Source organism: Pseudonocardia sulfidoxydans NBRC 16205 (genome assembly GCF_007989085.1).
In the GTDB taxonomy this organism is placed as follows: domain Bacteria; phylum Actinomycetota; class Actinomycetes; order Mycobacteriales; family Pseudonocardiaceae; genus Pseudonocardia; species Pseudonocardia sulfidoxydans.
The window spans coordinates 1-16,670 of the sequence record NZ_BJVJ01000005.1 but is presented as its reverse complement, the minus strand read 5'-3'; the positions used below and the strand labels follow the sequence as shown (position 1 = coordinate 16,670).

Annotated in this window: 16 protein-coding genes; 13 read left to right on the top strand and 3 right to left on the bottom strand. The window is 73.5% G+C overall.

Going from position 1 to position 16,670, the window contains the following annotated elements:
* Positions 1 to 189 precede the first annotated feature (189 nt).
* Entirely contained in the window at positions 190 to 867 is a 678-nt protein-coding gene (locus tag PSU4_RS04025; protein WP_147102590.1) for a hypothetical protein, read from the top strand.
* Positions 868 to 1,394: 527 nt separating this feature from the next.
* Here the strand turns inward: PSU4_RS04025 and PSU4_RS04015 are convergent.
* On the bottom strand, positions 1,395 to 1,982 hold the full coding sequence (locus PSU4_RS04015; RefSeq protein ID WP_147102589.1) for a helix-turn-helix domain-containing protein: 588 nt from the start codon (positions 1,980 to 1,982) through the stop codon (positions 1,395 to 1,397).
* A gap of 54 nt (positions 1,983 to 2,036) precedes the next feature.
* Between PSU4_RS04015 and PSU4_RS04010 the strand changes: the two genes are divergently transcribed.
* Both PSU4_RS04010 and PSU4_RS04005 read left to right on the top strand, forming a co-directional pair.
* Entirely contained in the window at positions 2,037 to 2,765 is a 729-nt protein-coding gene (locus PSU4_RS04010; RefSeq protein WP_147102588.1) for an AzlC family ABC transporter permease, read from the top strand.
* The gene (locus tag PSU4_RS04005) at positions 2,762 to 3,070 is read left to right on the top strand and encodes an AzlD domain-containing protein (protein WP_147102587.1); all 309 of its coding nucleotides are present in this window, start codon (positions 2,762 to 2,764) and stop codon (positions 3,068 to 3,070) included. Before PSU4_RS04010 ends, PSU4_RS04005 begins: the two co-directional genes overlap by 4 nt.
* 55 nt (positions 3,071 to 3,125) lie before the next feature.
* On the opposite strand, the gene PSU4_RS04000 is transcribed toward PSU4_RS04005, so the two are convergent.
* On the bottom strand, positions 3,126 to 5,273 hold the full coding sequence (locus tag PSU4_RS04000) for an elongation factor G-like protein EF-G2 (RefSeq protein WP_147102586.1): 2,148 nt from the start codon (positions 5,271 to 5,273) through the stop codon (positions 3,126 to 3,128).
* A 129-nt stretch (positions 5,274 to 5,402) separates the two neighbouring features.
* On the opposite strand from PSU4_RS04000, the gene PSU4_RS03995 reads away from it, so the two are divergent.
* The 6 genes from PSU4_RS03995 (at position 5,403) to PSU4_RS03970 (ending at position 10,430) form a co-directional block, all read left to right on the top strand.
* A complete protein-coding gene (locus PSU4_RS03995) occupies positions 5,403 to 6,815 on the top strand; it encodes an NAD-dependent malic enzyme (protein WP_147102585.1) in 1,413 nt (470 codons plus the stop codon).
* 43 nt (positions 6,816 to 6,858) lie between these two features.
* Entirely contained in the window at positions 6,859 to 7,500 is a 642-nt protein-coding gene (gene pdxT, locus PSU4_RS03990) for a pyridoxal 5'-phosphate synthase glutaminase subunit PdxT (protein WP_147102584.1), read from the top strand.
* Between the two features lie 112 nt (positions 7,501 to 7,612).
* Positions 7,613 to 8,365: a YebC/PmpR family DNA-binding transcriptional regulator gene (locus PSU4_RS03985; RefSeq protein ID WP_147102583.1), complete on the top strand. Its 753-nt coding sequence runs from the start codon at positions 7,613 to 7,615 to the stop codon at positions 8,363 to 8,365.
* Between the two features lie 173 nt (positions 8,366 to 8,538).
* A complete protein-coding gene (locus PSU4_RS03980) occupies positions 8,539 to 8,832 on the top strand; it encodes a hypothetical protein (RefSeq protein WP_147102582.1) in 294 nt (97 codons plus the stop codon).
* 91 nt (positions 8,833 to 8,923) lie between these two features.
* Positions 8,924 to 9,439: a GNAT family N-acetyltransferase gene (locus PSU4_RS03975; RefSeq protein WP_147102581.1), complete on the top strand. Its 516-nt coding sequence runs from the start codon at positions 8,924 to 8,926 to the stop codon at positions 9,437 to 9,439.
* A gap of 340 nt (positions 9,440 to 9,779) precedes the next feature.
* Positions 9,780 to 10,430, top strand: a complete 651-nt coding sequence (locus PSU4_RS03970; protein ID WP_147102580.1) for a hypothetical protein — start codon at positions 9,780 to 9,782, stop codon at positions 10,428 to 10,430.
* A gap of 5 nt (positions 10,431 to 10,435) precedes the next feature.
* Here PSU4_RS03970 and PSU4_RS03965 read toward each other — a convergent pair whose 3' ends face one another.
* Positions 10,436 to 10,879, bottom strand: a complete 444-nt coding sequence (locus PSU4_RS03965; RefSeq protein ID WP_147102579.1) for a nucleotide exchange factor GrpE — start codon at positions 10,877 to 10,879, stop codon at positions 10,436 to 10,438.
* Positions 10,880 to 10,909: 30 nt separating this feature from the next.
* On the opposite strand from PSU4_RS03965, the gene PSU4_RS03960 reads away from it, so the two are divergent.
* From PSU4_RS03960 to PSU4_RS03945, 4 genes are all read left to right on the top strand, one after another.
* On the top strand, positions 10,910 to 12,601 hold the full coding sequence (locus PSU4_RS03960) for an Hsp70 family protein (RefSeq protein ID WP_147102578.1): 1,692 nt from the start codon (positions 10,910 to 10,912) through the stop codon (positions 12,599 to 12,601).
* Entirely contained in the window at positions 12,561 to 14,633 is a 2,073-nt protein-coding gene (locus PSU4_RS03955) for an Ig-like domain repeat protein (protein ID WP_147102577.1), read from the top strand. Before PSU4_RS03960 ends, PSU4_RS03955 begins: the two co-directional genes overlap by 41 nt.
* Positions 14,634 to 14,816: 183 nt before the next feature.
* On the top strand, positions 14,817 to 15,980 hold the full coding sequence (locus PSU4_RS03950) for a DUF475 domain-containing protein (protein ID WP_147102576.1): 1,164 nt from the start codon (positions 14,817 to 14,819) through the stop codon (positions 15,978 to 15,980).
* An 84-nt stretch (positions 15,981 to 16,064) separates the two neighbouring features.
* Entirely contained in the window at positions 16,065 to 16,646 is a 582-nt protein-coding gene (locus tag PSU4_RS03945) for a TerD family protein (protein WP_147102575.1), read from the top strand.
* Positions 16,647 to 16,670 lie beyond the last annotated feature (24 nt).

Sequence of the window (16,670 nt, the reverse complement as noted above, 5' to 3'; positions counted from 1 at the left end):
CACGGTGCCCGCGGTGACCGTCCGTCACGACGTTGTGGTCCACCTGCGCCTCGCGGAAGGACGAGCGACCACAGAGTGCGATCCCGGCCCGGTCGATGGCCCCACGTACCGGTGACGACGCCCCGCGGCGGTCACGCTGTGCTTCTAACCTCCCGGTGGTTCTTGTGACAGAAGTGAGGGAGGAGCCTGATGAGGCGTTACGTGACCATCGGCGGCATCATGATCGCCGGGACGTTGTTCGGCGGGTCGCTGGCGTTCGCGGCGTCCACGGACCCGGTCCCGCCCGCCGTCTCGTGCGGTACCCAGGCGCCTGCCGCGCCCGGCCTCGTGCCACTGATCACCATGCCGCCCGGTGCGCCCGCCGCACCTGCCGTGCCGGGGGCACCGCTCGTGGGCACGCCGCAGGCCGGGGGCGTCGAGGATGGTGACGACGAGGACGCCGACGACTCGACCGCGTGGGACGACGACTCCGGCGGCGACGACCAGAGTGTCCAGGACGGCGACGACGACCAGTCCTCGGATGAGCAGTCCTCGGATGACCAGTCCTCGGATGACCAGTCCTCGGATGACCAGTCCTCGGATGACCAGGATGCCGACGACCAGGATGCCGACGACCAGGACGCCGACCAGAGCAGCACCGACCAGGGCGCCGGTGACGACCAGGCCGCCGACACCGGCGCGGCCCAGGCCCCTCCGGTGACGACCTGCGCGCCGACGACCCCGGCCGCCCCCGGAACCCCGCCCGTGCCGACGGCCCCCGCGCTGCCGGGTGCACCCACGACGCCGGGCACGGTCGCGCCGCCCACGACGACGCCGGTCACCACGCCCGGCACCGCCCCGTCGGCCCCGGGTGGCACTGTCTCCTGACGCGCCGCTGAGCAGCGCTGAGGTTGCGCCCGACCATCCGGGCGCAACCTCAGCGCTGCTTTCAGCCGCCGTGGCAGCAGTGAGGTTGCGCGCGGTCGGCGCCCGCGCCGCGCGAGCGGCGAGCGGCGACCGGCGACGTGCGACCGGCGACGTGCGACCGGCGACGCGCGACCGGCGACCGGCGACGCGCGACCGGCGACCGGCGACGCGCAACCGGCGACGCGCGACCGCGACCGGCGATCGGCGCCCGCGACGCGCGACCGGCGACCGGCGACCGGCGACCGGCGACGTGCGACCGGCGACCCGTGTCGTCTCCGTCCGAGGACGGGCGCGCCGGCCGCAACCTCACTGCTGTTCTCGGCTGCCCCGCGGACGGTGAGGTTGCGCGCCACGAACCGGTCGCGACCTCCCGGCCCCCGCCGGGCAGCAAGGACGAACGTTCTGCGCGCAACCTCACTGCTGGTTTCGGTCGCTGCAGGAGCAGTGAGGTTGCGCGCGACGGATCATCGGGACGTAGCCACCTGGCGTCAGCTGTACTCCATCACCAGCATCGCGGCGCTGCCCGGGACGAGGGCGGTGTAGGTGTGGGGGCGGTCGCCGGGGAAGCAGGCGTAGTCGCCGGGGTGGAGCTCGACCTGCTCGCCCTCGGGTCCCGCGACCCAGCAGCCCGCGGTGACGAGCATGTGTTCGACGGTGCCGGGGTTGTGGGCGTGGGCCTCCCGGGCGGCGCCGGGTTCGCCGGTGACGAGGTGCAGGTCGCGTCGCGCGCCGGGTGGGCAGGCCGACAGCAGTGCGCTGGTGAAGGGGGCCGACTCGGAGGTCAGCGGGGCGGCGTGTCCGGAGCGGACGACGCGGACGGGTTGCGCGGGGGTCTCGACGAGCCGGGCGAACGGGACGCCGAGGGCGACGGCCAGTGCCCACAGCGTCTCGACGCTGGGGTTGCCGGCGCCGCTCTCGACCTGCGACAGCGTGGATTTCGACAGTCCTGCGCGGCGGGCGAGCTCGCCGAGGGAGAGTTCGCGTCGGGTGCGTTCGCGGCGGACGGCGTCGGCGATGGCGCGCAGGGGTGGGCCTTCGGGTGCGTCGACGGTCGGCGCGTCGTGCGTTCGCTCCACCGGTCTCCTCGTTCGACTTGACGAACACGGGCGAGGTGTTCAGTGTAGGACACCATGCGTTCGTTTCGTCGAACACCCACGCCGGAGGGCTCGACCGACGGGTCGCGCGCCGACCTGCGCGACGTCCTCGCCCTCGCGGCCGCCCTTGGCGTGGTCGGGGCGTCGTTCGGCGCGCTGGCGGCCGCGGCGGGCATCCCGTTGCCGATCGTCGCCGGCATGTCGTTGATCGTGTTCGCGGGCGGGTCGCAGTTCCTCGTGGTCGCGGTCGTCGCCGCAGGTGGGGGAGTGCTCGCCGCGGTGGTGGGTGGGCTGCTGCTCAACGCGCGGCACATCCCGTTCGGGCTCGCGATGGCACCCGTCGTCGCCGACCGGTCGCCGGGCCGGGTTCTCGGCGCGCACGTCCTGATCGACGAGGCGGTCGCGTTCTCCCGGGCGCGCGGAACGGGTCCGCGGGCCCGCCGCGCGTTCTGGGCCTGCGGCATCTCGTTCTTCATGCTGTGGAACGTCGGCACGATCGTCGGCGCCGTCGCGGGTGCGGCGGTGCCGGACCCGAACTCGTTCGGGATCGACTCCGCCTTCCCCGCGGCGTTGCTCGCGCTGTTGCTGCCCGGCCTGCGCGCCGCCGACGCGCGGCGGGTCGGGCTCGGTGCGGCGGCGGTCGCCCTGGTGGCGACGCCGTTCCTGCCGCCGGGACTGCCGGTCCTGGCAGGGCTCGCGGGTCTGGCCCTGGCGGGTGGCGCGCCGGTGACGAAGAGCGCGCCGGGGACGAAGGTGGCGTCGTGACCTGGACGGCGGTGCTGGTGCTGGGGGTCGGCACCTATCTGATGAGGCTCTCGGGACTGTTGCTGCGCGGGCGCGTCGAGGTGCCGGAGCGGGTGCAGCGGTTGCTCGACCTGGGCGCCACGGCGTTGCTCGTGGCCCTCGCCGCGACGGCCGCGCTCACCGAGGGGGGCGGGTTCACGGGCTGGGCGCGCCCGGCCGGGGTCGCGGTCGGAGCACTGTCGGCGTTGCTCAAGGTGCCGTTCGTGCTGGTCGTGCTGCTGGCCGCGGGGACGACGGCCGGGCTTCGACTGCTCGGGATCCCGTGACCCCGACCTCGTGACTGGCAATAGTCGCTATAGCGACTATTGCCACTCACAGGGGTCAGGTGCCCACCGAGGCCGGGGCGGCGTCGTAGCGGGCGAAGGTGCGGGTGAACGTCGCCGTGCCGGACGTGGTGGCCCGCAGGTCGACGGCGTAGCGCAGCAGTTCCACCGCCGGGATCTCGGCGACCACCAGGGTGCGGCCGGTGCCCGCGACCTCGGTGCCCAGGACGCGTCCGCGTCGTGAGGAGAGGTCGCCCAGCACCGAGCCGAGGTGCTCGTCGGGGATGCGGATGCGCACCTCGTCGAGCGGTTCGAGCAGGACGGTGCCGCACACCTCGGCGGCCTCGCGCAGCGCGAGCCCGCCGGCGGTCTGGAACGCGGCGTCGGACGAGTCGACACTGTGCGCCTTGCCGTCGACGAGCGTGGCCTTGACGTCGAGCACCGGGTAGGAGGTCTCGCCGCCGGCGGTGAGCCCCCGTTCGAGCTGGGCGCGGATGCCCTTCTCGACGCTCGGCACGAACTGCGTCGGGACCGAGCCGCCGACGACCTTGGACGCGAACACGAACCCGCTGCCGCGCGGCATGGGTTCGAACTCGACGTGGCACACGGCGTACTGGCCGTGCCCGCCCGACTGCTTGACGTGCCGCCCGGTGACCTTTCCCTTGCGCGCCAACGACACCCGCATGGGGACGCGGACGGGTTCGGTGTCGACCTCGGCGCCACCGGCGCGCAGCCGCGACAGCACGACGTCGGCGTGCGCCTCGCCCATGCACCACAGCACGGTCTGGTGGGTCTCGGAGTTGCGTTCCAGGCGCAGGGTCGGGTCGGCGGCGACGATCTTGGACAGTGTCTTGATCAGCGCGTCCTCGTCGCCGCGCGAGTGGGCGACCACCGCGACGGGCAGCAGCGGGTCGGGCAGGTCCCAGGCCTGCAGCAGCAGCGGGTGGTCGGCGGCGGAGACGGTGTCGCCGGTCTCGGCGGACCCGAGCTTGGTGAGTGCGCAGATGTCCCCGGCGATGCAGGCGTCGACCTCGCGCAGCGTCGCGCCGAGCGGTGAGTAGACGTGGGCGAGGCGTTCGTCGGCGTCGTGGCCGTTGTCGTCGGCGATCTCACCGGGGACGCCGTCGTCGGACGGGGTGCGCTGGACCGGGATGTGCCCGCTGACGTGCACGGTGGCATCGGGGCGCAGGGTGCCGGAGAAGACGCGGACCAGCGAGACCCGGCCGACGTAGGCGTCGGCGGAGGTGCGCACGACCTCGGCGGCCAGCGGCCCGGCGGGGTCGGCGGCCAGTACGTCGTGGGAGCTGCCGTCGACACCCGACACCCGGGGGAGCGGGTGCTCCAGCGGCGACGGGAAGCCCCCGACGACGACCTCGAGCAGTGCGTCGAGCCCGATGCCGCTGGACGCGCAGACGGGGACGACGGGATGGAACGAACCGCGTGCGACGGCCGTCTCGAGGTCGTCGGTCAGCGTGGCGACCTCGATGTCCTCGCCGCCGAGGTAGCGCTCCATGAGCGACTCGTCCTCGGACTGCTCGATGATGCCCTCGATGAGCTCGCCGCGGGCGTCGTCGGCACCGTCGGGTGCGGCGCCCTCCGGGGTCTGGGAGAGCAGCCCGTAGAGGTCGGCGAGCCCGCCGTCGGCGGACCGGATCGGCAGGTAGAGGGGGGCGACGCCGGCACCGAACGCGTCGCGGCAGGCGTCGATCGTCGCCTCCAGGGAGGCGCGGGCGTGGTCGCACCGGGCGACGACGACCGCGCGCGGCATCCCGACCTCGGCGCACTCCTCCCACTGCGCGACCGTCGCGGGGTCGACCGCGCCCTCGTGGCCCTCCGACGCGGGGATGACGAAGAGGGCGGCGTCGGCGGCGCGCAGCCCGGCGCGCAGCTCGCCGACGAAGTCGCCGTACCCGGGGGTGTCGATCAGGTTGATCTTCGTCTCACCGTGGACGAAGGGGGCGACGGACAGGGCGACGGAGCGCTGCTGCCGGACGGCGGCCGGGTCGTGGTCGCAGACGGTCGTCCCGTCGAGGACGGTGCCCTGCCGGGGGATGACGCCGGTGTGGGCCAGCAGGGCCTCGACGAGCGTCGTCTTCCCTGCTCCGCTGGGTCCGACGAGGACCACGTTGCGCACGTGGGCGGGATCGGTGACGGCGGGGGCCCGACCGGTCCCCGCACGTTGCCCGCTGTCTGCTCTGCCGGCCATCGCGACCACCTCCACCGGTGGTGTGGAGCGCGGCGCCCCGTTGCGCCGGGCTGTGCTCGATTCCACACCCGTGCCGGGTCCGTCACAACCCCGGAATCGGTATTCCGCCCGGGAGTAGGGTCCTCGGCCGTGCCCATCCCCGGTCCCGGTTATGCCATCACCGCGCGCGTCGAGGCGCCCGCATCCGCCAGCGCCGCAGGCGACCTCGCCGTCGCGGTCGGCCGCGTCGGCGGTGTCGTCACCGCCTACGACGTCGTCGAGGCGCGGACCGACGCGATCGTCGTCGACATCAGCTGCAACGCCCTCAACGAGACGCACGCCGACGAGATCACCGCCGCGCTCGAGGCACTGCCCGGCGTCTCGGTGCGCAAGGTGTCCGACCGGACGTTCCTCCTGCACCTCGGTGGCAAGATCGAGATCCAGTCGAAGGTCAGCCTCCGCAACCGTGACGACCTGTCCCGCGCCTACACCCCCGGTGTCGCGCGGGTCTGCCAGGCCATCGCGGCCAACCCCGCCGACGCCCGGCGGCTGACGATCAAGCGCAACACGGTCGCCGTCGTCACCGACGGTTCGGCGGTGCTGGGCCTGGGCAACCTCGGCGCGGCCGCGGCGATGCCGGTGATGGAGGGCAAGGCGGCGTTGTTCAAGCGGTTCGCCGGGGTCGACGCGTGGCCGGTGTGCCTGGACACCCAGGACACCGAGGAGATCATCCGGACCGTCCAGATCCTCGCGCCGGCCTACGGCGGCATCAACCTCGAGGACATCGCCGCGCCGCGCTGTTTCGAGATCGAGCGCCGGCTGCGCGAGCTGCTCGACATCCCCGTCTTCCACGACGACCAGCACGGCACCGCCGTCGTCGTGCTCGCGGCGCTGCGGAACGCGCTGCGCGTGGTGGGCAAGAAGTTCGCCGACGTCCGCGTCGTCGTCTGCGGGGTGGGCGCCGCGGGTTCGGCGATCATCCGGCTGCTCACCTCCGAGCAGACCGCCGACGTCCTCGCAGTCGACGTCGACGGCATCGTGCACCGCGAGCGCGCAGGGATGGACGCGAACCTCGTCGAGATCGCCTCGATCACCAACGCGCAGAACAGGTCCGGCTCGCTGGCCGACGCGCTCGTCGGCGCCGACGTGTTCATCGGGGTGTCCGCGCCGAACCTGTTCGGCGCCACCGAGGTGGCCACGATGGCCGACGACGCCGTCGTCTTCGCGCTCGCCAACCCCGACCCGGAGATCGACCCGGCGGTCGCGCACCAGCACGCGTCGGTGGTGGCCACGGGCCGGTCGGACTACCCGAACCAGATCAACAACGTGCTCGCGTTCCCGGGTGTGTTCCGCGGTCTGCTCGACGCGCACGCCCGCGACATCACCGACGCGATGCTGCTCGCCGCGTCGGCCGCGATCGCCGACGTCGTCGCCGAGCCGAACCCGTCGTTCATCGTGCCGAGCGTGTTCGACACCTCGGTCGCGCCCGCGGTGGCCGAGGCGGTGCGGGCCGCGGCGGCGCGGGCGGCGACGGAGGCCGGGCCCACAGGTCGGCCCGCGTGAGGGTGCCGCTCCACCTCGATCACGACGACTATCCTGGACGCCTGTGAACGCCCCCGTCGTCGGAGTCCTCGCCCTGCAGGGCGACGTCCGTGAACACCTGTCCGCGCTGTCCGGCTGCGGCGCGGAGGCGCGCCCGGTGCGCCGGGCCGCCGAGCTGGCCGCCGTCGACGGGCTCGTCATCCCCGGCGGGGAGTCGACTACGATGAGCAACCTGCTCGGGGTGTTCGAGCTGCTCGAGCCGCTGCGCGCCCGCATCGGCGACGGCATGCCCGCCTACGGCTCGTGCGCGGGCATGATCCTGCTGGCCTCTGAGGTGCTGGACGGGCGCCCCGACCAGCAGCAGCTCGGTGGGCTCGACGTCGTGGTGCGCCGCAACGCGTTCGGCCGCCAGGTCGACTCGTTCGAGACCGATCTCGACTTCGACGGCGTCGAGGGCGCCCCGGTGCGTGCCGTGTTCATCCGGGCGCCGTGGGTGGAGAAGGTCGGTGCCGACGTCGAGATCCTCGCCTCGGTCCCGCCCGTCACCAGCGCCGGGCAGGATGCCGGGGAGGCGGCGGGCCGGGTGGTGGCGGTGCGTCAGGGCACGGTCCTCGCGACGGCGTTCCACCCGGAGCTGACCGGCGACACCCGGGTCCACGCCCTGTTCTGCGACATGGTGCGCGAGGCCGTCGCGGCCCGCCGGTAGGATCGAACGGTTCCGGCAGGTTCGGTCTGTTCCCGGCTGCGCGGCTCCCGTGGGGCCCGGCCCGGTTGCCGAGGTGTGCCGCACGTGAGCAGCGGGAAGGAAGCGACAGCCGATGAGTGGCCACTCCAAATGGGCGACGACCAAGCACAAGAAGGCCGTCATCGATGCCCGCCGGGGCAAGATGTTCGCCAAGCTGATCAAGAACATCGAGGTCGCGGCGCGCACCGGTGGCGGTGACCCCGACGGCAACCCGACGCTGTTCGACGCGATCCAGAAGGCGAAGAAGAGCTCGGTCCCCAACGACAACATCGACCGCGCCGTCAAGCGGGGTTCGGGCGCCGACGCCGGGGGCGCCGACTACCAGAACATCACCTACGAGGGCTACGGCCCCAACGGTGTCGCGTTGCTGATCGAGTGCCTCACCGACAACCGCAACCGCGCCGCCACCGAGGTGCGCACGGCGATGACCCGCAACGGCGGTGCGATGGCCGACCCGGGCTCCGTGGCGTACCTGTTCAACCGCAAGGGCGTCGTGATCGTGCCGAAGAACGGCCTCGCCGAGGACGACGTGCTGCTGGCGGTGCTCGACGCGGGTGCCGAGGAGGTGAACGACCTGGGGGAGTCCTTCGAGGTCGTCTCCGAGGCCACCGACCTCGTCGCCGTCCGCACGGCGCTGGTCGACGCGGGTATCGACTACGACTCGGCCGACCCGACGTTCCTGCCGACGATGCAGGTCGAGCTCGACGCCGAGGGCGCGAAGAAGGTCTTCAGGCTGATCGACGCGCTCGAGGACTCCGACGAGGTCCAGAACGTGTACGCCAACTTCGACGTGAGCGACGAGGTCATGGAGGCGGTCGACGCCTGACCGTCGGCCGCCGGGACCCGGCCCGTTCGTCGGGATCGTCACCGTACAGGTGATTCCGTCTCGATTTCGGGTTCGCTGCATTTCGTATTCTTTTCCGATTCGAATACGAGAGCAGCGCCATTCCGACCACCTTTGGACTTGCTTTACCCACCCTTTGCATGCAACATCGAGGAGTGGACAACGAGGAGTTGACGGTGCTCGCGGCGAACGTCGGCGTGGTCGACGCCGTTGTGGTCGGGTCGCTCGTCATCGCGGAGTTCTCGCTCCTCACGGAGATGACCGACCCCGCTTTCGACCCGGTGTTCGACTTCCTCGCGACGCGGTCGCACTCGGTCGTCGCCGACGCGATCCAGCCGTCGGAGACCAAAGAGGGCGCCTGGGCGCGGGTGATGCATTTCGAGCTGCACGACGAGGGCGGATCGTCGGACCCGTTCGACGACCTGCCGTTCCGCGCCGGCACGCACTGATCGATTTCGCCTGGGGCTAGGAGCGCGCTGCACAACTCGGACCTACTGCGCGACGGCCGGAGTTGTTCAGCACCCTCCTAGGGTCGCCGTCATGGCAGCTCCCGATCGTGCGCCGGAACTGCGGATCGCGACGCCGGCCCCCGAACACGCCGGCGAGATGCTGACGGTGCAGCGCGCCGCCTACGTCACCGAGGCGCAGCGCTACCACGCGCCCGGTATCCCGCCGCTGCGCGAGACCGTGCAGGAGATCCGCGCCGATCTCGCCGGCGTCGGGCCCGCGCTCGTGGCGCGGGCGGCGTGGCTGGGGCCGCGCCTCGTCGGGTCGGTCCGCGGGCGGGCCGACGGCGCTGCGATGGAGGTCGTGCGGTTCACCGTGGCGCCCGACGTCCAGGGCGGGGGAGTCGGCCGGGCCCTGCTCCAGGCCCTGCACGCCGCGGCGCCCGCGTCGGTCGGGTTGTTCTGGCTGGTCACGGGTTCCCGCAGCGACGACAACCTGCGTTTCTACGGTGCGGCGGGCTACCGGGCCACGGGCACGGTCGTCGACGACGCGGGCGTGCAGCTGGTGCGGATGGAACGCGCCCGCGACCCGGAGCCGCCGCAGCCGTGACAGGGCCCCGGTGTGGGGCCGGTGTCGGTTCCGCGGACAATGTCGCGCGAGTCGCGCGTCCCGGACCTGGGCGTGTGTGGCCGGTGTAGGGGAACGGAGACCTGCCGTGAGCACTCCCGGTTGGACGCAGGGGCCCGACGGCCGCTGGTACCCGCCCCCGCCGCCCGGCCCGCCTCCCGGGGCGCCTTTCGGGCCGCCTCCGGGGCCGCCTCCGGGGCCGCTTCCGGGGCCGCAGGGTGGGTACCCGCCGCCCGGCGGCGGCTACCCGCTCGGCCCGCAGAGGGGCGGGAGCTACCCACCTCCGCCCTCACCTCCCCGCAGGAGCAACACCGGGAAGATCGTGGCGGTCGTCGTGGTGGTCCTGGTCGTGCTGATCGGTGCGGGAGGCTTCTTCGCCTACCGGGCCGTGACCAGCGTCGCGGCGGGTGTGACCGGAGGAGCGGGCGGCGACTGCCCGGCGGTGTCGAAGGACGACGTCGACGCCGTGCTCGGCGGGAACTTCGACGTGGTCTCCATGGGCGGGGTCGGGTCGTTCGCGGCGCCGATCCTCGACTCGCGGGTGCTGCCCGACGCCGAGACGTGCTGGGCGGTGCAGAGCGGGCAGGGCGACACCGACCTGGGCAAGCTCGCGCGGATCGCCCGCTACTCCGGCGGCGACGCGGCGGCCCGCTTCCAGGCCGAGCTGACGAAGGCGAAGGGCACGAGCGAGGACCGCGGCAACGGGATCACGGTGTCATCGTCGGCGTACTTCGCGAAGTCCGTGGCGGCGGGCGACGAGGCGTTCTGCACGACCGGCGACGGCACCAGCTCGGCGGGTGCCTTGGTCCGCCGCGGGGACCTGCTGGTCTACGTGTCGACGACGGCGGGCGGCGAGGGCGGGATCCCGCAGATCCAGTTCGACCCGGACGCCGGGCCGGGTGCCGCGGTCGGCTTCGCCACCGACGCCGCCAACTGCGACCTGGCCGTCGCGCTCGCGGATAAGGTGACCTGACACCGTCACTCACGAGACGATCCCCGGTACACCCGCACCCGCGCCGGCCGCACACAACGGCCGTCGGCGCGCAGCCCGTCGGTGAGGGTCGCGGCGACGGTCCGGTCGAGGGCGTCGTCGTCGGTCGTCGCGACCTCCGCAGCGTCCATCGTCGCGGCGTCGAACACGTCGCCGGGCAGGGGCGTCACGACGAACCCGCCACGCCCCGCGAGGACCCGCTCCAGGCCGGCGGCCAGCGCCTCGAAGGCCTCGGCGTCCGGCGTCGACGCCGCCGTCGACGCGCAGGTCATGGCGTCGGAACGCAACGCGTGCAGGTCGACGAGCAGCGCCACGTCGGGCCCCGGGCCGGGGGCGGCGGGACGCGCGGAGGACGCGGCGGCCTGCCGCGCGAGCAGCCGGGCGACGTCGTCGACCTTGTCCGCGACGTCGCGCAGGGAAGGTTCGCTCACGCCTTCAGAACCTATCGATAGCCTGGCGCCGTGGCCGTCCACGGTATCGATCTCGGTACGACCAACTCCGCCGTCGCCCGTATCGCCCCGGACGGGAGCCCCGTCGTGCTCGCCGGGATGTCGGGGGAGCCGACCACACCGTCGGTCGTGCTGTTCGCGTCCCGCGACGAGTACGTCGTCGGCGAGGGCGCCCGCCGTGAGGCGCGGCTCGACCCGGAGCACGTGTGCGCGCTGGTCAAACGCCGGATGGGCGACGCGGCGTGGCGGTTCGTCGCGCACGGCAAGGCGTGGTCGGCACCCGCGGTCTCGTCGCTGATCCTGTCGAGCCTGGTCGCCGACGCCCGCTTCGCCGACGGCGAGGAGCCGACGTCGGCCGTCATCACGGTGCCCGCCTACTTCGGTGACGAGGAACGCCGCGCGACGGTGCAGGCCGGCGTCTACGCGGGCCTCGACGTCGTCGACGTGTTGTCCGAGCCGATCGCCGCCGCCCTGTCCTACGGGTTCGGCCGCCTCGACGGCAGCGTGGGCATGAGCGGCGTGGGCATGAGGAAGGCCGACGGGGAGACCGTCCTCGTCTACGACCTCGGCGGTGGCACCTTCGACGTCGCCGTCATCGAGCTGGCCGACCGGCGCATCTCGGTGCTCGCGGTGGAGGGCGACCACCAGCTCGGCGGTGCCGACTGGGACGAGCGGCTGGCGCTGCACCTGTCGCGGAGGTTCGCCGAGGCCGCACCCGGCGCCGAGGACCCGCTCGACGACTCCGCCGGCGCCCAGGCGCTCGTCCTCGCGGCCGAGCGGGCCAAGCACGAGCTGTCCGACGCCGACCGGACCGACGTCGTCGTCGCCCACGACGGTGCCCGGGTCACGGTGCCGGTGACCCGCGCGGAGCTCACCGAGCTGACCGCGCCGCTGCTGCGCCGCACGATCGACCTGACCCGGTCCTGCCTGGCCGAGGCGGCCCGTCGCGGCGTCGACCGGGTCGACCGGGTGCTGCTCGTCGGCGGGTCGTCGCGGATGCCGTCGGTGGCCGAGGCGCTGCGCGCCGAGCTCGGGCTGGAGCCGCTGCTGCACGACCCGGACCTCGCCGTCGCCCGCGGCGCCGCGCTGTACGGCGAGAAGAAGGAGCTGGAGCGCATGGTCGCGGCCGACCTGCGCACCCGGGGGAGGCTGCGCGACGGCGACCCCGTCGAGGACGCCCCCTCGGCCGACCTCGACGACGCGTGCCGCCGCGTCGCGGACGCCTTCTCCGTCCCCCTCGCGCAGGTCCGCCGCGCCGTGGAGATCCGCGTCGACACCGTCGTGTCGCGCGGGTTCGGCGTCCTCGCGGTCAGCGACGCCGGACGTCTGGAGCCGTCGTGGCTGGTGCACCGCAACGACCGCCTGCCGGTGCGCACCAGCCGCTCGTTCGGGACGGTGCGGGCCGACCAGTCCGTCGTGGCGCTGACGGTCGTCGAGCAGCAGGGCCAGGCCGAGTCGCAGCGCACCCAGGACGTCAAGATCCTCATCCAGGGTGAGATCACCGGCATCCCGCCCGGTCACGACGAGGGGTCGGAGATCCGGGTGACGTTCGAGATGGGGTTCGACGGGGTCCTGCACGTCACCGCGTTCCATGTCGACGCGGCGATGCCGCTGGAGCTCACCGCGACGACCGGCGCGACGTTGTCGCAGGCCGAGGTCGCCCGTGAACGCGACCAGCTGGGCCGGGCCCGCCGTCGTGGCTGACCGCCCCGTGACCCTGGAACCGTTCGACCCCAACGGCTACCGCAAGCGGGTGCTCGCCGCGGTCGACCGGCGCGGCGGCCCCGACACCTCGGACGCGTTCGAGCTCTACGACATCCCCGTCGACGCCGCGGCCGCCGGCACCCTCGACGACGCCGCCGTGGTGGCGCGCATCGACGAGGTGTGGGGGTTCTGGCAGCGCCAGCGTGACCATCCGAAGTACCGGCTGCTCGTCGCGGAGCTGGTCGCCGGTCACGACGCCCGCAGCGCCGACCTGCGCGACCCCGGGCGGCGCCGGGTGGCCGCCGTGGCGGCGAGGGCCGTGCGGGAGCAGCGCGACGCGGCCCGCTACCAGCTCCTCGACGCCGCGATCGCCCGGCTCGTCGACCGGCACGGCGGCGTCCCGGCCGACAAGGTCGAGGGGCTGCACGACGTCGGCGCCCTGGCCGGGCTCGACCGGGCCGAGGTGTCGGCGCGGCTGAACCGGCATCGGCTGCTGCCCGCTGCTGCGGCCCCCGCGCCGGACGCCGCGGTGGTCGGCCCGGAACGACGGCGTCAGGTCCGAGCACTGCTCGACGAGTTCGGCCGCCTCACCGGCGCCACCCCGCCGCCGACGCTGCTCGCCCTGCTCGGCCTCGACACCGGCGCCGGTCCGGAGGAGGTCGGCGAGCGGGCCGCGGGCTGGCGTACCCGGGCCCGCGAGCTGCCGCCGGACCGGCTGCGCGTCGTCGTCGACGAGCTGCTCGTGCACGTTGCCGACCTGCTGGAGGCCGGGCCGCGGGCGATCGCGGGCTACCTCGCCGCCGTGGAGGCCGACGCCGCCGACGCGCTCCGCCCGCAGGTCCGGGCCGCCGTGCTGGTGGAGGACCGGCTGGTCGCCGAGGACCACGCCCATCTGGTCGACACGGGCGTCGAGGCGGGCTTGGACCGGGCCGCCGCGGCGGCGCTCGTCGCGCGGCTGGCCGCGGAGCTGGGTGCGCAGGTCGAACCGGTGCCCGGCGCGGCTGCGCCACCCCGTCGCGACCCCGCTCCGGCGCTCACGGGCCCCGACCTGCGCGAGGTCCGCCGCGCCCTGCGCGAGGGCCGGCCCCGCGCCGCGGCGGCGGTGCTCGGCGACGTCCGGGGCCTCGACGGCGCGCCCGGCACCCAGGCCCGCGCGCTCGCCGCGCAGATCGAGACCGTCGTCGCCGAGGCCGCCCGCACCTGGGTCGTCCTCGACTCGGCCCGCGCCGCCCACCGCTGGGTGGAGGCCGCCGCGCTCGCCGACCGGTTGCGGCGCACCGCCTCGGACGTGCCGGGCCCCGACGGGCGCACCGTCGCCGACGCCGTGGCGGAGGCCGACGGGCACGTCGCCGCCGCCGACCGCGCGTTCGCGCGGGTGCCGTCGGGGCCGCCGACGGAACGCGTGCGCGCGCTGCGTCAGGTGCTGGCGGCCTGCGCCGACCACGCGGCGGCGTTCGAGGCGCTGTCGCGGGGCGCGCCGCCCGCGGCCCCGGTCTGGGTCTCGGCCGCCCGCGACGCCGCCGGCGCCGTGCTGGTGCTCTGGGAGCCGCCCGCCGAGGCCGGCGTGACCCACAAGGTGGAACGACTCACACCCGAGGGGGCGTGGCGGGTCGTCGGCCGGACCGCCGACGCGACGATCGAGGACGGCGGCGCCCCACCCGGCGTCGAGGCGCCCGTCTACCGGGTCACCTCGCTGGTCGACGGTCGCGCGTCCGAACCCGTGCGCTCCGACGACGCGCCGCGGGCCGCCGCGGGGGAGCCGGGGCCGGGGGGACCCGAACCGTCGCGGGTGCGCGCCGAGCGTGGCCCCGGCGGCGTCGTCCACGTCAGCTGGGCGGGCGGTCCCGCCGCGCGGTACCGCGTCCGACGTCGTCGCCCTGACGGTGGTTGGAGCGTCGTGGGGCGGGTAGCCGGTACGACGATCGACGACGGAAACGTCCCACCCGGGAACCTTCCGGTGTACGAGGTCGTTCTGGTCGACGACGGCGCCTCCCCGGGCGACGTCGCGCCCCGGGCGTGCTCGGACGGGTGACCTGCTCCACGCCCGCCACGCGCTCCCGACGATCCGGGCACACTGGAATCGGACGGGACGTCCCTTTTCGGGAGACCGCCCACCGGCGTCCTGATCACCGGCGATACCGTTGCCGCGAACGGTGACGGGCACGAGCCCCGCCGGGCCGTGAGGCCCCACACGAGCGCAACAGAAGCAGAGGACATGAACCTTCGAATCTTCGGATGGTCGTACGCGGTCACGGTCGTGGCTCTCGTCGTCGCCTTCCTGTACGGCGGTGTCGAGGCGCTGATCCTCTGCGCGATCCTCGGCATCCTGGAGATTTCGCTCTCCTTCGACAACGCGGTCGTCAACGCGACCGTGCTGGAGCGGATGAGCCCGTTCTGGCAGAAGATCTTCCTGACGATCGGCATCCTGATCGCCGTCTTCGGTATGCGGCTCGTGTTCCCGCTGCTCATCGTGGGCATCACGGCGAACCTGGGCCCGATCGAGGCGTTCCAGCTCGCCCTCGAGCAACGACCCGAGACCGATCCGACGAGCTACGCCTACCTGCTCAACCAGGCGTACCCGGAGATCGCGGCGTTCGGCGGCATGTTCTTGTTCATGCTCTTCCTCGACTGGGTCTTCGAGGACCGTGAGCACCGCTGGCTGGCCTGGCTCGAGCGTCCCCTCGCCAAGATCGGCGCGCTCAACCGGCTCTCGGTCGTCATCGCCATCGGCGCGCTCGTCGTCCTCGCCAGCACCCTGGCGGCCGAGCCCGGCAAGGTGCTCGTCGCGGGCTCGCTGGGTCTCGTCACCTACCTGCTGGTCAATGGCCTGGGTGACCTGTTCGAGTCGGCCGGCGGCGCCGACGCGCTCGCGGGCGGCGGCGACGGGGACGAGGCCGGGGACGGGGCCGCGACGAAGTCCGGCGGCCCGTCGAACCTCGCGAAGGCCACCGGCAAGGCCGGCTTCTTCCTGTTCCTCTACCTCGAGGTCCTCGACGCGGCGTTCTCGTTCGACGGCGTCATCGGCGCCTTCGCGATCACGACCGACCCGATCCTCATCGCGCTCGGCCTGGGCCTCATCGGCGCCATGTTCGTCCGCTCGCTGACGGTGTTCCTGGTCCGCAAGGGCACCCTGCAGGACTACGTGTACCTCGAGCACGGTGCGCACTGGGCCATCGGCGCCCTGTCGGTGATCCTGCTGGTCGGCATCGGCTACCACGTCAACGAGATCATCACCGGCCTCATCGGCGTCGCGTTCATCGGCGCGGCCTTCCTGTCCAGCATCCTGCGCAACCGCAGGCTGGCCCGGGAGGGCGTCGAGACCGAACAGCCGCTCGACGAGGTTGCCGCCGCCGAGTCCGGCAGCCAGGTCCGCAAGTAGCTCGTACGTGACACACCGGGAGGGGCGGCAGCCGCCGTTCCTCCCGGCTCACCGGATGACCCGTGAACCGAACGGAGCCATTGCATGAGCGTGAACATGACCAAGGGCCAGAAGGTCTCGCTGGCCAAGCGCGGTGGCGGCAGCCTCACCGTCGTGCGGATGGGCCTGGGATGGGACGCGGTGAAGAAGCGCGGCCTGTTCGGCGGTTCGAAGTCGCAGTCGATCGACCTCGACGCGTCGGCCCTGCTGTTCGACGGCGCAGGCCAGCTCGTCGACGCCGTCTGGTTCCGGCAGCTGCAGAGCCGCGACGGCTCGGTGCGCCACACCGGCGACAACCTGACCGGCGACGGTGAGGGCGACGACGAGTCGGTCATCGTCGACCTCACCCGGCTCCCGCCGGGCATCGCGCAGATCGTCTTCACGGTGAACTCGTTCACCGGCCAGGACTTCTCCCAGATCGAGAACGCGTTCTGCCGCCTCGTCGACGAGACCACCAACGAGGAGCTCGCCCGCTACGACCTCAGCGGCTCCGGCCGACACAACGCGCAGATCATGGCCAAGGTGTCGCGCGCCGGCTCCGGGGACTGGACGATGACGGCGATCGGCGCCACCGCGAGCGGGCGCACCGTGCAGGACCTGGTGCCCGCCACCGCCGGCTACCTGTAGGTACCCGTTCCACGACGACGGCCC

Excerpts from the sequence above, each read along its gene's own strand:
- PSU4_RS03975 (WP_147102581.1), top strand. The coding sequence starts at position 8,924 with ATGGCAGCTCCCGATCGTGCGCCGGAACTGCGGATCGCGACGCCGGCC.
- PSU4_RS04025 (WP_147102590.1), top strand. The coding sequence starts at position 190 with ATGAGGCGTTACGTGACCATCGGCGGCATCATGATCGCCGGGACGTTG.
- PSU4_RS04000 (WP_147102586.1), bottom strand. The coding sequence starts at position 5,273 with ATGGCCGGCAGAGCAGACAGCGGGCAACGTGCGGGGACCGGTCGGGCC.
- PSU4_RS03950 (WP_147102576.1), top strand. The coding sequence starts at position 14,817 with ATGAACCTTCGAATCTTCGGATGGTCGTACGCGGTCACGGTCGTGGCT.
- PSU4_RS03985 (WP_147102583.1), top strand. The coding sequence starts at position 7,613 with ATGAGTGGCCACTCCAAATGGGCGACGACCAAGCACAAGAAGGCCGTC.
- PSU4_RS03945 (WP_147102575.1), top strand. The coding sequence starts at position 16,065 with ATGAGCGTGAACATGACCAAGGGCCAGAAGGTCTCGCTGGCCAAGCGC.
- PSU4_RS04010 (WP_147102588.1), top strand. The coding sequence starts at position 2,037 with ATGCGTTCGTTTCGTCGAACACCCACGCCGGAGGGCTCGACCGACGGG.